This is a genomic window from Comamonas odontotermitis (genome assembly GCF_040396735.1).
Classification (GTDB): Bacteria; Pseudomonadota; Gammaproteobacteria; order Burkholderiales; family Burkholderiaceae_C; genus Comamonas; species Comamonas odontotermitis_C.
The window spans coordinates 244,847-259,857 of sequence record NZ_JBEBNZ010000001.1 but is presented as its reverse complement, the minus strand read 5'-3'; the positions used below and the strand labels follow the sequence as shown (position 1 = coordinate 259,857).

Below are 15,011 nucleotides of genomic sequence, written 5' to 3'. Positions count from 1 at the left end.
ATTGATTGATTCAGGAGACTTTGATGCACATTCGCACATCCCTGGCCCTGGCGGCAACGCTGCTGGCATCCACGGTGACCCACGCCGAAGGCTTTACCGCCTATTTCGTACAGCGTATCAACAACGGGCAGTTGTCCAAGCAGGTCACTTGTGAAGTGCTGTCCATGCCCAGTCCCACGGGCTTGCAGGGCGTCATCACTGCCAAGGCCCAGGCAGTGGATTTTGACGGCAAGCCACTGTCTTCGGCGCTGCTGCTGGGCGACGGCTTTCCGGTAGGCGCCGACTGGGATGCGGCCAAAGGCTGCAAAAACAGTGGCGTCCCCCAACCCATACCCGCTCCGCTGAGCAAAATACCGGCCACCACCAAGTAGCGCGAGCGCGGCGGCACCTGTGCCGCATTGCCACTGCGCAAATAAAAAAGCTGCCAGCCCCCTGCTCAAGGGCGCTGGCAGCTCTGTTTTTGCAGCATCCGCCGCTGTTTCAGCGCTGCGGCATATCGTCCTCGGTATAGCACAGGCTCACTGTCGCGTCGTCGGGGATGGCAGGCATCGAGGCATTCCAGCTTTCCCAGGCAAGCAGCATGCTGGCCAGGCGCTCGGGCATCACGGTCGCCAGGTTGGCGCGTTCGCGCTCATCCGCCTTCAGATTAAAGAGATAGTCGATGCCATCGACACGCAGGTACTTCCAGTCGCCTTGGCGCATGGCGCGCTGGCCGCGGTGGTTCATGCGCCAGAACAGCGGGCGGTCATTGCTCCACAGCGGGTCTTCCAAAAGCGCCATCAAGGATTGGCCATCCAGCGGAAAGTCGGCCCGGGGCTTGGCACCACCGATGTGCAACATGGTTGCACTCCAGTCCATGGTCATGCAAGTCTGGCGACTTTGGCTGCCCGGCGCAATCATGCGCGGCCAATGCGCCACCCAGGGCACGCGGATGCCGCCCTCGGTCAGATCCATCTTGCCGCCCACAAGCGGCCAGTTGTCCGAAAAGCGCTCGCCACCATTGTCGCTGGTGAAGACAATCAGCGTGTCCTTCAGCAGGCCCTGTGCCTGCAGGCCCGCCACAATGCGGCCGATGCCCTCGTCCATGTGGTGGATCATGCGGCGGTAGGTATCGACACTGCCGCCGTGCAGGTGGTAGATGGCTTGCTGGTTCTCCACCAGCTCGCGCGAGAGCGCCTCGTCGTCGCGCGTCTCCCACGGCCAGTGCGGCGCCGTGTAATGCACGCTCAGGAAGAAAGGCGTTTCGCCCCGTGCGCCTTCTGCCATGCGCTCGATGTAGTCCAGCGAGTAATCGGTGATCAGGTCGGTCAGGTAGCCCTGCTGCGCACGCTCGGCCTCGCCAAACCACAGGTCATGCTGGCCGTTGGCGCCGCAATGGGTGAAGTAATCCACACCGCCCGACATGGGACCGAAGAACTCCTCATACCCCGATTTGAGCGGGCTGAAGTGCGGCGGATAGCCCAGGTGCCACTTGCCCATCAGCGCTGTGCGGTAACCGGCCTCCTTCAACAACGAAGGCAAGGTGGGCATGTGCGGCGGCAGGCCCAGGTCGGGGTTGCCGCGCGTGGCGGTGCGGATAGGCTCCTCCAGCGCACCGCGCAGCCGGTACTGGTAGCGCGCCGTCATCAACGCAAAGCGCGTGGGGGAACACACCGGCGAGTTGGAGTAGCCCTGCGAGAGCAGCAGGCCACCTTCTGCCAGTGCATCGATGTTGGGGGATACAGCGCCAAAGCTGGCATCGCGCCCGCCATAGCAGCCCAGATCGGCATAGCCCAGGTCATCGGCCACGATAAAGATGATGTTTGGTCGTTTCAACACAATATTCAGATCAAATCTGCCCTCAGTGCGCACCTGTTGCGCGCCTGGCAATCAAAAACAATAGCAACCAGCCCCCCCGGCCTCCAGCGCCTGCGGTGTGGCTTCAACCTCCATCAAGGCTTGTAGCCGGACGCCTGGATCACCGGTGCCCATTGCTTCTTGTAGGCCTCCAGGCGTTGCTGCGTCTGTGCTCTGTTGCTGACCACCGGGTCCAGGTAGTTGGCGGCAAACTGCTTATGCACCTCGGGGTCCTTCATCACCTTCTGGATCGCATCGGCATAGCGCTGCACCTGCGTAGCTGGCATCGCCTTGGGGGCGAAAAAGATGTTCCAGCCTGCAGCGGCCAGGTTCACGCCCGCTTCCTTCAAGGTTGGCACCTGCGGCACGGCGGCGTTGCGCACATCGCCGCTCACCGCAAGAATGCGCAGCTTGCCCGCGTTGTGCTGCTGCACCAGGGTGTCAAGCGTATCGACTGCCACCGGCACCTGCCCACCCATCAGATCGGTCAGCAACGGCGACGAGCCTTTGTACCCCACGGCTTCGGCTTGCACACCTGCCTGCTGGCCCAGCATCAGCGCAAAAAAATGCGGCAGGCTGCCTGTCGCGGGCACGCCAATATTGGCCTTGGCCGGATTGGCCTTGAGCCACGCCAGCAGATGCTGCATCTCCTTGACCGGTACGGCACTCGACACCGCCACGCCAAACACATAGCTGTTCACCTCGCTCACCGGAACAAAATCCTTGTCGGCGTCGTAGCCCAGGTCGCTCACCACCAAGGGCGCCACCACCATCACGGCGGGGTTCGCCAGCATCAGCATCGGCTGGCTCGCCGGGGCGTTTTTGACGTACTGCGCCGCCACGCGGCCACCAGCGCCCACCTTGTTCTCCACAATCACGCTCGCGCCGATCTCGGCCTGCAGCTTGTCGCCCACGATGCGCGCCACGCGATCAGTGGCGCCACCAGGCGGGTAGCCCACGATGATGCGCACCACATCCTGCGCCTGGGCTGACGTGGCCCACAAGGCAGCCGTGGTGGCCAGAACAGGCACTGCGGCCCATGCCGCCGAGCGGCCGAGAAATTGACGGCGTTGAACCATGGGGAAACTCTCCTTGAATCGTTACAGCAATGCCGCTTATGTTGCCGGGGCCTTGATGACTGGCGGAAATAAGCTTGTGTCACCCGCTGCGCCTCGGTCGTGTTATCCCAATATAAAAAGCACAGGCACAATTGTTCTAATCAACTGTTCACAGGATTTACCCGCATGCCGCGCCTGCCGCAGCCCGCCCCCACCAGCACGCCAGCGCTCGCCAACCCGCAGCAGCCGGGTGATCTGCTGATGTACCGCCTGCACAAGCTTTCGTCCGCTGCCGGGCGCCTGGTTACCCGCATGCTGGAGCGGCGCTATGGCATCACGCGGCGCGAATGGGGTGTGCTGATGTGGCTGGCACGCGTGCCGGGCCTGTCGCCTTCTGAGCTGGCCGCATACCTGGAGCTGGACCGCGCACGCATCTCGCGCGCCATCGCATCCATGCAAGCCAAGGGCCTGCTGCACAAGGAGGCCTCCAGCGCCAATCGCCGCAGTGCCGCACTGCAGCTCACGACAGAAGGCCGGGCTCTGCACGACGAGCTGCTCCCGCAAGTGCGCGCCATCAACCTGCAACTGGTCTCAGTGCTCGATTCCCAGCAGCAAAACCAGCTGGAACGCAGCCTGAAGCTGCTGCAGGCGCAGGCCAGTGCACTGGAGCATGGCGATGCTGCAGGCATCCACGCCATCTATCCGCCGCGCCAGTCCGGAAAACGGTAGGGCTTCACTATTAAAATATGAGCATCCGGTGCCCGCAGATTGCATACGGCCAAAGCATTCCCATCACGACAAGAAGATGAACGACTATCTCAAGGTACTGGCGCTGTCCTCGGCCATCTCCGTGCTCACGCCGGCTGTACTCGCCCACGCTGGCAGTGCTGTTCAGCTCGTCGATGCCAAGCAGCGAACCATTGCCTTTGCGGCGCCTGCCCGCCGCATCGTCTCGCTGCAGCCATCATTCACCGAGGCCATCTGCGCGTTGGGGGGGTGCGACACACTGGTAGGTGTGGACCGTTTTTCCACCTGGCCCCAGCAGGTGACCCTGCTGCCCCAGGTGGGCAGCCTGCGCGACCCGGATATCGAACGCATCGTGGCCCTCAAGCCCGATGTCGTGCTGGCGCGCCCTGGCCACAAGGTAGACGAGCGCCTGGAGAGCCTGGGGATCAAGGTGCTCACACTGAACGCCCAGACCTACGAAGACATGGCGCGCGAGTTGGAAGTGCTGGCCACGCTGCTGGGCAGGCCTGGCGCAGGCACACGGCTGTGGCAGCAGATGCACGAGCGCTTGGCCGTGCTGCGCAGCGAAATGCCCAGGCAGTGGCAGGGCAAAAAAGTGTATTTTGAACTGCACAGCGGCATGGCTGCTGCTGGCGAAGCCTCGTTCATCGGCCAGACGCTGCATGGCCTGGGCCTTGTCAACATTGCCGGGCGCGATCTGCCCATGTACCCCAAGCTCGGCCCTGAATACGTGGTGCGGGCCAACCCCGATGTGATCATCACCATGGCCGACATGCCGGTACCGCCCCCCAAACGCCAGGGCTGGAGCAGCATTGCCGCCCTGCGCAACCAAGGCTATTGCCGCATTCCCAATGCGGAGTTCGATGCCCTCGTGCGCCCCGGCCCGCGCATTGACGAAGCGGCGCGGCGCATCGTGCAGTGCCTGCGGCAATTGCCATTACCGTAGGCGCAAAGCACAACGCCCACGATAGCTGCTGCGCCCATTCAAAAGGGTTGCAGCCGCACGGCGCAGGGCCAGGCTATTGCCAGCCGCTCCGCTCCACCGAAGCAGCGCTGGCCTGCGCGGGCAGCGGGCTCGCAATCGACCAGAATGTGCCAAGGCGCAGGCGCGCCCTCCTGCACCAAGGACAGCACATCAGCGCTGCGAAAATCGCTCAGCACCCAAAGATGCGGGCACGCCTCGGACCGCTTGGCCAGAAGCTTCCAGGCCGCATGAAAGGCCAGCGCCAATGGCGTTCCGCCGCCACCGAGCAGGGGTTCGATCAACTCGGTATTCCACTGCGGCGCCCGGCGCGGCAACAGCTTCCACTGCAACTGCCCTGCGCCAAAGCACAGCAGCGCCACTGGCACGCGCTGCAGATAGGCCCAGCGCAGCCATTGCAACAGCAGTCCCTTGGCCTTTGCGAAAGCGCCGCTCTCCACCATGGAGGCCGAACAGTCCAACGCAAACACATGGAGCGCCTGGGGATCGCCCATGCCCCGGCGCCAGCGCAGATGCTCGCCTGCCAGTGGCTGGCTCCGGCGGGCACGCAATGTTGCGGGCCAATCCAGCACTGCCCCCGCCTCACGCTGCGCCACGGGCAGCACATGGCCTGCGAGCGCGGCACTGGCCATGGCTGTGAAAGCCTGCCCCCGGCCGGGGCGGTATGCCGATGGCTTCAGCGCGGCAGGCCGGGGGCGCGGGCTTTTTTTGCGGCCAGTGCCTCCATGGCAGCCTGCGCCAGCGCATCGGCCTGCAGCGCAGCAACCGGCGCACTGGCCATGGGCTGGGGCGCACCCCAATCGGGTGGCGGCTGCTCCAGATTCCGCGCTGGGAGACCGTTCTGCCCTGGGTTTGTGGATTGCCCCGGCGGTACCGATGGTGCAGACCCCGCTGGAGATGGGCCGGACAATGACTCGGGCGGTCGCTCAGTCGCTGACGCAGAGGCAGACGATGCAGTCGGGGCCTGCCGCTGCGCAGCATCACCTGGCGCCTGGTTGGCACGGTGCAGCAGCACCAGGGGCGCCACTTGTGCCACATGGCGGCTTTCGATGGTTTTGCATCCCTCCCAGGCAGCCAGCGCGCGCGCCGCACGCAGCATCACCAGATCGGCGCGCAGGCCATCCACGCAGGCGGCGATGCACTGGCGCGCCACTTCCTCATGCACCGCATCGCTCCATGGCAGCTCGGCGGCCTCGGCGCAGCGCGCGCGGGCCTGCCTCAGGCGTTCGGCCATGTGTGTCTGCTGGGTGGCATATGCCGCCAAAAAATCAGCGGGATCAAGGTCAAAGCGCAGCCGCGCCTTGACGATGGCGCTGCGCAGCGCCGGGTCCTGCGCATTGGCAAGCTGCACGCACAGTCCCAGACGGTCCAGCAATTGCGGGCGCAGCATGCCTTCTTCGGGGTTCATGGTGCCGATCAGCACGAAGCGCGCCGCGTGATCGTGCGAGATACCATCGCGCTCCACACGGTTCACGCCCGAAGCTGCCACATCCAGCAGCACATCGACAATGGCGTCGGGCAGCAGATTGATCTCATCGACATAAAGAACGCCGCCATGCGCCCTGGCCAGCAAGCCGGGGGCAAAGGCCACCTCATTGCCCGACAGCGCCTTGGACAGGTCGAGACTGCCCACCACATGCTCGATGGACGCCCCCAGCGGCAGCGTAACAAAGGGCGCGGGTGCCAGCAGATCGGCCAGCGCGCGCGCCGCCGTCGATTTGGCCGTGCCGCGCGGCCCCTGGATCAGCACACCACCCAGAGCGGGCTCGATGGCCGCGAGCAGCAAGGCCTGCACCAGTTGCGGCTGGCCCTGGATCGCAGACAAAGGGAATGTCGGTGTCATTGCCGTACCCGTCCTTCCATGAATTCCTCCTGCGCCAGCATGTGTGCCAGCAGCGCATCGTGCAGCGCGCCGGGCTGGTCCCACATGCCGCGGTCAATGGCTTCGAGCAAGCGGCCCACGATATCGCTCAGGGCCTGGGGATTGTGGTCGCGCAGAAATTGCCGCACGACCTCATTCTGCACATAGGCTTCGGTGACCAACGCATAGTGCGCGTCTGACACCAGCTGCGTGGTGGCGTCGAAGCCGAACAGATAGTCCACGGTGGCCGCCATCTCGAATGCACCCTTGTAGCCATGGCGCATGGCGCCCGTGATCCACTTGGGGTTGGTGACGCGGGCGCGCACCACGCGGCCGATCTCTTCGGCCAGCGAGCGTACCCTGGCCGATTGCGGATTTCCGTGGTCGCCGTGGTAGACGGCCGGCTCGCCACCGCCCAGGTGGCGCACGGCGGCCACCATGCCGCCCTGGTGCTGGTAGTACTCGCTGGAATCCAGCAGATCGTGCTCGCGGCTGTCCTGGTTCTGCAGCACCACATCCAGCCCCTGCATGCGACGCTCCAGCGCCTGGCGTGCCGGAACCCCATCGGCCTGCTGTCCGTAGGCAAATGCGCCCCAGTGCAGGTAGTGGCGTGCAAAGTCGCCCGCATCGCTCCACTGGCCCGAGCGCAGCAGCTCGTGCATGCTGGCCCCATAGCTGCCCGCAGGCGCACCGAATACGCGCCACAAGGCCTGCTCGCGGGCCTGGGCTTCGTCCATGCCCTGCTCCACCCATGTGGCGGCATCGCGCAGCACGCGGACGCGAATGGGGTTGTCCTCGGCCTCCTCGTCCTGCGCTGCCACGGCGCGCACGGCAGCGTCAAACATCTGCACGACACCTGGAAACGCGTCGCGGAAAAAGCCACTGATGCGCAGCGTCACATCGACGCGCGGGCGGCGCAGGCCTACGCGCGGAATGACCTCGAAATCCACCACGCGCTGGCTGCCCGGTGCCCATTTGGGGCGCACGCCAATCAGTGCAAAAGCCTGGGCGATATCGTCGCCACCCGTGCGCATGGTGGCCGTGCCCCAGACCGAAATGCCAATGGCGGCGGGGTACTCGCCATGCTCCTGCAGGTAGCGTGCGATCAGCCGCTCGCTGGCCTGCTGGCCCAGCGCCCATGCCGTCTGCGTGGGGATGGCGCGCGTATCCACCGTGTAGAAATTGCGCCCCGTAGGCAAGGTATCGCAGCGCCCGCGCGAGGGCGAGCCGCTGGGCCCTGGGGGCACAAAGCGACCTTGCAGTGCGCGCGAAAATTGACGCAGTTCCTCCCTGCCACAAGCATCGAGCGCGGGCGCGATCTGCTCGTGGATGCGCGCCAGCACCTGTTGCGTCTGCGACCAGCCATGGGCTAGCTCTGGCTCCTGCAGCACGCGCAGCGCCAGCATCTCCAGGCGCTCGCGCGTGTCGCCACCATGGCGCCAGGGGCTCGCATCCAGATCGGCCAGCACCTGCGGGCGCGGCCCACTCCATGCCGCAGCGGCGTCCATGTCGAGCGGATTCCAGTCGCAACCCGGCAGCAGGTCGGCAGCCAGGGCATGCAGCAAACCTAGCTCTCCCGGCGCCGGATAGCGCGCGAGCGCCAGCAAAGTGCTGTCGCGCAATGCGCCCTCAGGCGAGCTGCCGAAGATGTGCAGGCCGTCGCGAATCTGGGTTTCCTTGAGCTCGCACAGGTAAGCGTCGATGCGCTCCAGCAGCTGTTCGTCCTGCTCACCGGGCCCGGCTTGCACCCCCAGTTCACGCAGCAGATCCTGGCTGCGGGCGGCCTCCAGAATCTGGCGGCGCAGCATGGCCGCGCGGCGCTGGTCCACCAGGAGTGCGTCGTAGTATTCGTCCACCAGCCGCTCCAGCTCCTGCATGGGGCCGTGGCTTTCGGCACGCGTGAGCGGTGGCATCAGGTGGTCGATGATGACGGCCTGGCTGCGGCGCTTGGCCTGCGCACCTTCGCCAGGGTCGTTGACGATGAAGGGATAGACATGGGGCAGAGGCCCCAGGATGGCATCGGGCCAGCACTGCTGCGACAGCGCCAGACTCTTGCCCGGCAGCCATTCAAGGTTGCCATGCTTGCCCACATGCACCACGGCATCGACCGCAAACGCACCGCGCAGCCAGAAGTAGAAGGCCAGGTAATGGTGCGGCGGCACCAGTTCGGCGTCGTGGTACTGGGCGTAATCGTTGCCGCCATCGAGCGAGCGCGCAGGCTGGATGCCGACGAACACATGGCCCAGCTGCACTCCGGCCACCATGAACCAGCCATCGCGCAACATCGGATCCTGCTCGGGCGTGCCCCACCGGCGGGTGATGGCATCGGCCATGCCCTCCGGCAGTTGCGCCAGGCGCTGGCGGTAGGCCTGCAGCGAGTAGCCCTGGTGCGCGCGACGCAGCACCCACTTGGCAGGGTCATTGGCAATGCCTTGCTGCAGGCGCTCCATCAAAGCCAGGCCGTCTGCGGGTCGGTCGGCAGGATCGCCGAGATTCCAGCCATCGCGTGCCAGTTGCGCCAGCAGCGCGATCACCGATGCGGGCGTATCCAAGCCCACGCCACTGCCCATGCGCGCTTCGCTGCCTGGGTAATTGGCCAGCACCAGTGCGACACGCTTGTCGGCAGATGGCTTGCTGCGCAGCATGCACCAGCGCCGTGCCAGCTCGGCAACCCACTGCACCCGGTCAGGCTCTGCCTGGTAGGCCACCACATCGGTCTGTGTCAGTTCGCAGCGGTGGGCCAGCCCCTTGAAGCTCACGGCGCGCGTCATGATGCGGCCATCCATCTCGGGCAACACCACCTGCATGGCGATGTCGCGCGGACGCAGGCCCTGGTGGTCAGCCAGCCAGTCGTCGCGGTTGGCGCCGCTGGCAATCACCTGCAGCACCGGAATGTCGCCCGCGAGGGCATCTGCCTCTGTTCCCGCACGCGCATGCTCACCCAGCGCTGCAAAGGCGGTGGTGTTGAGGATGAGCTGCACATTGTGGGCCGCGCACAGCGCGCGCAGGGTTTGCAGGCACAACGCGTCCTTCAGCGATTCCAGGGCCAGCGGCAGCGGGTTCAGCCCCTGGGCCAACAACGCCTCTGCCATGGCATCGAAGGCATCCGTATTGGCGGCCAGCAGGTGCGAGCGGTAGAACACCAGCATGACCACCGGCGCGCCCGGCACCCAATGTGCCTGCAGATCATCTAGGCCAGCGATGTGGCCCGGCTCAGCGCTCGCCCACGCCATGGGCACATGCACGGCCACGGGTGGCAGCACGCGCACCGGCGCAGCTTCTGTGGCGCTGCCCAGCCCCCAGGCCGCGCCCATGCGCAGAAACTCGCGTGCATTGGCAAGGCCCCCTGCGCGCAGGTAGTGCCACAGCGCGCGGCTTTGCGCGGGTGCCAGTGTGCCCTTGGCCAATAGCTCGGCATCTTCCTGGCTGTCTCCCGAGAACATGGCCAGTTGCTGCCCACGCTGCAGTGCAAGCTTGCGCAGCTGCTCGATGCCATAGGGCCATGCCGATTCGGCGCCCAGGTGATCGACGATCACCAGCCTGGCATGCTGCAGCACCTCATCGATGTACAGATCCAGCGATGCGCTCTGGCGCAGGTGCAGCAGGTTCGCCAGGCGCAATGTGGGAACGGCCCCGGGCGCTTCAGACTGCCGCCACAGCCGGTATGCATCGGCCAGCAGCGACAGCGTGGTGTCGGCCGAGCTGAGCACGACCATCTCGGCAGGCGTCTGGTCCAGCCGGGTGATGATGCTGTCGTCTTCGACAAAGCCGCCCGGGCGGGTGCTGAGCAAGTGCATGGTTCAGACTTCCGATGCAGCCAGCGCCGTGCGCAGCAGCCCTGCATCCAACCCCTTGCCGATGAACACAAGCCGCGTTGCCTGGGCTTCGCCCTCCTTCCAGGCGCGGTCGAAGTATGCATCGAAACGCCGCCCCACGCCCTGCACCAGAAGCCGCATCTTCTTGCCAGGCAATGCAGCAAAGCCCTTGACGCGCAGCACGGCGTGCTGCTGCACGATGTCCTGCAGCGCCTGTATCAGGCGATCGCGGTCCACAGCCCCCAGGTCGATGAACAGCGAATCGAAGTCGTCATGGTCATGCGCTTCGTCGTGGTCATGGTTGGAGTGCCGTGCATCGATATGGATTTCCGCCGCGCGCTGCTGGCCCAGCAGCACGGACAGCGGCACGCTGCCCTGCACGGCCTCTACCATCTTGACCTCTGCCGGTACCTCCTCGGCCACCAGGGCACGCACTTGCGCCAACTCCTCCGGCGAGACCAGGTCTGCCTTCGAGAGCACCACCAGATCGGCGGCAGAGAGCTGGTCCTCGAACAACTCGTGCAGGCTGGCTTCATGGTCGAGGTTGGGGTCTGCCAGGCGCTGCGCATCAACGGCATGCGGATCATGGGCAAACTGGCCGGCTGCAGTTGCGGGCGCGTCCACCACGGTCACCACCGAGTCCACGGTGAAGACACTGGCGATCTCCGGCCACTGAAAGGCCTGCACCAGTGGTTTTGGCAGAGCCAGCCCGCTGGTCTCGATCAGCAGCACATCAATATCGGCACGGCGCTCTGCCAGGGCCTTCATCACCGGAAAGAACTCTTCCTGCACAGTGCAGCACATGCAGCCGTTGGCCAGTTCGTAGATCTGGCCTTCGGGCGCGTCGGCGCCGCCTTCGTCCTTGCAACCGATGGCACAGGTCCGGAGTATTTCGCCGTCGATGCCCAACTCGCCAAACTCGTTGACGATGACGGCCACGCGCAGGCCCTGGGCCTTTTCAAGGATATGGCGCATCAGCGTGGTCTTGCCGCTGCCCAGAAAGCCGGTGACGATGGTGGCGGGAATCTTGGTGGTTTGCATGGTGTGAACTCCTGAGGGGTGAAGTTGGATAGCGGATTGCACTTTAGGGATGAGGTCTTCAAATCGCTACTTATTTGAAATCCCTGCGTATCAATCGCTTTTGCTATGGTTTTTGATCAATCTGCAGCGGCCCATGCACGCGCAACGCAGGGTCCACTTCGCGGTGCAGCACATGGCGGGTCAGCACGTGGCGGATGCCATCCGCATCCAGCGGCCCGTACCACACGCCTTCGGGATAGACGATCATCAGCGGGCCGTGGTTGCAGGGATACTGGCAGCTCGTCTGCAGCGGACGCACGCATTTCTTCAAGGCAGGCGTGTCATTGACGGTACTGGTGAGCACAGGCCACAGCGCCACTGCACCGGCTGCCGCACAGCGCGGCCCCGTACACCACAGCGCGTGGTGCGTGTGCTCCGGCACGCTGGACCAGCCCTTGGGGTCGTGCTGCCAGTCCTCATCGCCAACCATGGCAGGCACATCGGGCTGGTGCGTCAGCGCGTTGCGCACAGCCAGGGCCAGCAGTGCCGGCAGCGGTACGGTCTGCGATAGAGGATCGGCAAAGACGATGCGAGGTCCGCCATCACCCCGGCCGGCAAGCCAACGCATGGCCACCTTGTGCAGCCAGCGGCGCAGCGCAGCCTCGTCCGGCAGCATCAACGGTACGATGGCAATGGTCCGCGCACCGGCATCCGCGCTGGTGGAAAGCGCCGCAGGCAGATCCGGCTGCCAGCGATCAACGAAGGCGGGCAGCACCTGCACACCTGGCCATTGCGCCGATAGCTGCCGTGCCAACTCCGTCAGCTCGCCGGTGGTCGATCTGGCGACACCACCGCGCCCCAACAGCACGATGGCGATGGATTCACCTGTCGTCATGGTCCATCCCATTCCATCCAGTAGGCAATGCGAGGCCGGCCGGTGGCCGGGTGGTCATCAATGGTGGCCCGCACACCAAATACGCGCGCCATTGCTTCGGGTGTGAGCACCTCGCGCGGCGCTCCATTGGCTACGAGCGCGCCTGCCTCCATCAGGTACAGCCGATCACAGAACTGGGCGGCGATATTGAGGTCATGCAGCACGACCAGCACGGTGAGTTGGAGGCTGCGCACCAGCCGCATCAGCTCCAACTGGTAGCGAATGTCGAGGTGGTTCGTCGGCTCGTCGAGAAACAGCAGGCGCGGCTGCTGGGCCAGCGCACGCGCCAGCAGCACACGCTGGCGCTCGCCGCCGGAGAGGGTGGCCATGCTTTGGCCGGCAAGCTGCGCGGCGCCCACACGCTCCAGGCTCTCGGTAACGATGCGTCTGTCCTGCACGCTATCAGCGGCAAAGCGCCCCTGGTGCGGCAAGCGACCCAGCATTACTGCTTCCTGCGCCGTGCTGTCGAAGGCTGGTGCACTGTTCTGTGCCAGCACGGCAGCTTGCCGCGCAAACGCACGCGCATCCATCTGCCAGACATCCTGCCCCTCCAGCCGCACCACGCCGCGGTGCGGCGGCAACACGCGGTAGAGCATGCGCAGCAGTGTCGACTTGCCGCAGCCATTGGGGCCGATCAGGCCCACACACTCGCCAGCACTCACATGCAGCGCGGCATCCTGCACGATGGCGCGTTGGCCTACGGCAAAGTGCAACCCTTGCGCCTGCAGCATCAACGATCCTCCCGCACGGCGCCGCGCCACAGCATGGCGATGAAGAACGGCCCGCCAACAAAGGCCGTGATGACGCCAACCGGTATCTCCATGGGCGCAAACCATGTACGCGCGGCACCATCGACCAGCACCAGGAACACGCCACCCATCAGCGCCGCGACGGGCAATACGCGCCGGTGGTCGCTGCCCACCAGCATGCGTGTGACATGCGGAATCACCAGCCCGACAAAGCCGATCGCACCGCTCACCGCCACCATCGTCCCAGTGAGCAGCGACACCACCACAAACAATTGCCGGCGCAGCCGCTCGGCTGCCACACCCAGCGTGGCGGCGGCTTCATCACCCGCCAGCAGCGCGTTCAGTGGCCGCGCCTGCGCCAGCAGCCACAGCATGCCCGCCAGCACCATGCCAGCAGGCAGGCCCAGCGCCTGCCACTGCGTGCCGGCCAGGCTGCCCAGCAGCCAGGTGAGCAAGGCATTGGCCAGATCGCGCTGGCCTGCGGTGAGGGTGACCAGGCTGGTCAGCCCGGTGAGCATGTAGCCCACGGCCACACCACTCAGGATGAGCCGCGCCGAAGGAATGCGTCCGCCTTGCTGCGCAAGCAGATAGACCAGCACGGTGGCCACCAGTGCGCCAATGAACGCACCCGCTGTCACCGCGTAGAGCCCCGCCGCCGCAAACACACCCCAGGCCAGCACCGATACCGCCCCCACTGAAGCACCGGACGACACACCCAGCATGTACGGGTCGGCCAGCGGGTTGCGCACCATGGCCTGCATCACCACGCCCACGATAGACAGCCCAGCCCCTACCAGCGCCGCCATCAGCACACGCGGCAGGCGGATCATCCAGACAATCTGGTACTGCTGCAGGCTCCAGCCAGGTTCCGCCGTCTGCATGCCCAGCGCCTGCGCCACCTGATGCCGCACGATGGACCAGACCTGCCCCATGTCCAGCTGCGCCGAGCCCCAGGTGACGCCAGCCAGCACCGCCAGGGTCAGCAGCACAGGCAGCACGAGCATCCAGGGCAGGGCCGAGGTCTTCATGGTTGAAAGCGCACCGGTGTCACGGTGATTTCCCGCTGTGGATGCAATGCGGCGGCCAGGCGCTGGGCGGTTTCCACATTGCGCGGGCCTGGGGTGGCTTCGGCATAGGTCATCACGAAAAAGCGCTTGTTGCGGATTGCGTTCACCGTCTGCAGCTCTTTTTTCTGCAGCAGAAAATCCATCTTGCCCTGGGCATTGGGCTGGCCGTAGTCGATGATGACGATCCACTCGGGGTCGCGCAGCACCACGTCTTCCCAGTTGCCCTTGGGCCAGTTGCTGGCGATATCGTCGAAGATGTTGCGCGCACCCGCCGCCTCCAACATGGCCTGCGGCATGCCGTAACGGCCTACGGTGGTGGGAATCTTCTCGCCGCTGTCGAAAACAAAGACCCTGGGCTGCAGCGCACTGCCGCGCATCTGCTGGCGCAGCAGCGCCAGATCGTCGCGCAGTCGCTGAACGCGTGGCGCGACCTGCCGCTGCACACCAAAAATACGGGCCACGTTGTCCATGTCGACAAAGGTATCTTCCAGGGCCACGTCCGCGCGCTTTTGCACACGGATGCAGGATTCGGTCAACACATAGGACGCAATGCCGTAGCGCGCCAGCAGCTGTGGCGTGACGCCGCCCTGCTGAAAGCCATAGCTCCATCCACCAAAGACGAAATCGGCCTGCGCGGCGACGATATTCTCCAGGTTCATGCCCTGGGGCGACAGATTGGGAACCCCCGCCAGCATGGGCACGATCTGCGGGCTGGCATCTTTGCCCGCATACATGCCGGAATATCCCACCAGCCGGTCGGCCAACCCCAGAAACAAAAACATCTCGGTGATGTTCACGTCATGCGTCACGGCTCGGCGAGGCACAGTGGCATAGGTCTGCGGCTGGCCGCAGACATTGACGGTTACCGGAGGGCGCTTCGCATCCTGCGCCCATGCAGGCGTGGCGCACAGCGCGATCAGCAGCAGGAAGATTCGTTGCATG

General features: G+C 65.2%; 13 protein-coding genes. 3 read left to right on the top strand and 10 right to left on the bottom strand.

The window, feature by feature from the left end:
• The first annotated feature begins 23 nt into the window (after positions 1-23).
• Positions 24-371, top strand: a complete 348-nt coding sequence (locus ACH2DG_RS01190; RefSeq protein WP_395023895.1) for a hypothetical protein — start codon at positions 24-26, stop codon at positions 369-371.
• Positions 372-480: 109 nt separating this feature from the next.
• Here the strand turns inward: ACH2DG_RS01190 and ACH2DG_RS01185 are convergent, their stop codons facing one another.
• Together ACH2DG_RS01185 and ACH2DG_RS01180 are read right to left on the bottom strand one after the other, a co-directional pair.
• Positions 481-1,818 carry a sulfatase gene (locus tag ACH2DG_RS01185; protein WP_395023894.1) on the bottom strand — a complete coding sequence of 446 codons (1,338 nt, stop codon included), beginning with the start codon at positions 1,816-1,818 and terminating at the stop codon, positions 481-483.
• 113 nt (positions 1,819-1,931) lie between these two features.
• Positions 1,932-2,915, bottom strand: coding sequence for a Bug family tripartite tricarboxylate transporter substrate binding protein (locus ACH2DG_RS01180; protein ID WP_395023893.1), 984 nt, complete (start codon positions 2,913-2,915; stop codon positions 1,932-1,934).
• 165 nt (positions 2,916-3,080) lie between these two features.
• Between ACH2DG_RS01180 and ACH2DG_RS01175 the strand changes: the two genes are divergently transcribed.
• A complete protein-coding gene (locus ACH2DG_RS01175) occupies positions 3,081-3,623 on the top strand; it encodes a MarR family winged helix-turn-helix transcriptional regulator (protein ID WP_395023892.1) in 543 nt (180 codons plus the stop codon).
• 76 nt (positions 3,624-3,699) lie between these two features.
• Complete coding sequence (locus ACH2DG_RS01170; RefSeq protein WP_395023891.1) at positions 3,700-4,587, top strand: ABC transporter substrate-binding protein; 888 nt, start codon at positions 3,700-3,702, stop codon at positions 4,585-4,587.
• 38 nt (positions 4,588-4,625) lie between these two features.
• Here the strand turns inward: ACH2DG_RS01170 and ACH2DG_RS01165 are convergent, their stop codons facing one another.
• From ACH2DG_RS01165 to ACH2DG_RS01130, 8 genes are all read right to left on the bottom strand, one after another.
• Positions 4,626-5,255 (bottom strand): magnesium chelatase, encoded by a 630-nt coding sequence (locus tag ACH2DG_RS01165; protein ID WP_395023890.1) that lies wholly within the window; start codon positions 5,253-5,255, stop codon positions 4,626-4,628.
• A 44-nt stretch (positions 5,256-5,299) separates the two neighbouring features.
• Entirely contained in the window at positions 5,300-6,466 is a 1,167-nt protein-coding gene (locus ACH2DG_RS01160; RefSeq protein ID WP_395023889.1) for an ATP-binding protein, read from the bottom strand.
• Positions 6,463-10,281, bottom strand: a complete 3,819-nt coding sequence (cobN, locus tag ACH2DG_RS01155; protein WP_395023888.1) for a cobaltochelatase subunit CobN — start codon at positions 10,279-10,281, stop codon at positions 6,463-6,465. Before cobN ends, ACH2DG_RS01160 begins: the two co-directional genes overlap by 4 nt.
• A gap of 3 nt (positions 10,282-10,284) precedes the next feature.
• Positions 10,285-11,340, bottom strand: a complete 1,056-nt coding sequence (cobW, locus tag ACH2DG_RS01150) for a cobalamin biosynthesis protein CobW (protein ID WP_395023887.1) — start codon at positions 11,338-11,340, stop codon at positions 10,285-10,287.
• A 103-nt stretch (positions 11,341-11,443) separates the two neighbouring features.
• The gene (locus ACH2DG_RS01145) at positions 11,444-12,214 is read right to left on the bottom strand and encodes a CbiX/SirB N-terminal domain-containing protein (RefSeq protein ID WP_395023886.1); all 771 of its coding nucleotides are present in this window, start codon (positions 12,212-12,214) and stop codon (positions 11,444-11,446) included.
• Positions 12,211-12,984 (bottom strand): ABC transporter ATP-binding protein, encoded by a 774-nt coding sequence (locus tag ACH2DG_RS01140; protein ID WP_395023885.1) that lies wholly within the window; start codon positions 12,982-12,984, stop codon positions 12,211-12,213. The genes ACH2DG_RS01145 and ACH2DG_RS01140 overlap by 4 nt, the downstream gene beginning before the upstream one ends.
• Positions 12,984-14,030, bottom strand: a complete 1,047-nt coding sequence (locus tag ACH2DG_RS01135; protein WP_395023884.1) for a FecCD family ABC transporter permease — start codon at positions 14,028-14,030, stop codon at positions 12,984-12,986. Before ACH2DG_RS01135 ends, ACH2DG_RS01140 begins: the two co-directional genes overlap by 1 nt.
• A complete protein-coding gene (locus ACH2DG_RS01130; RefSeq protein ID WP_395023883.1) occupies positions 14,027-15,010 on the bottom strand; it encodes an ABC transporter substrate-binding protein in 984 nt (327 codons plus the stop codon). The genes ACH2DG_RS01135 and ACH2DG_RS01130 overlap by 4 nt, the downstream gene beginning before the upstream one ends.
• Between the last annotated feature and the right edge of the window lies 1 nt (position 15,011).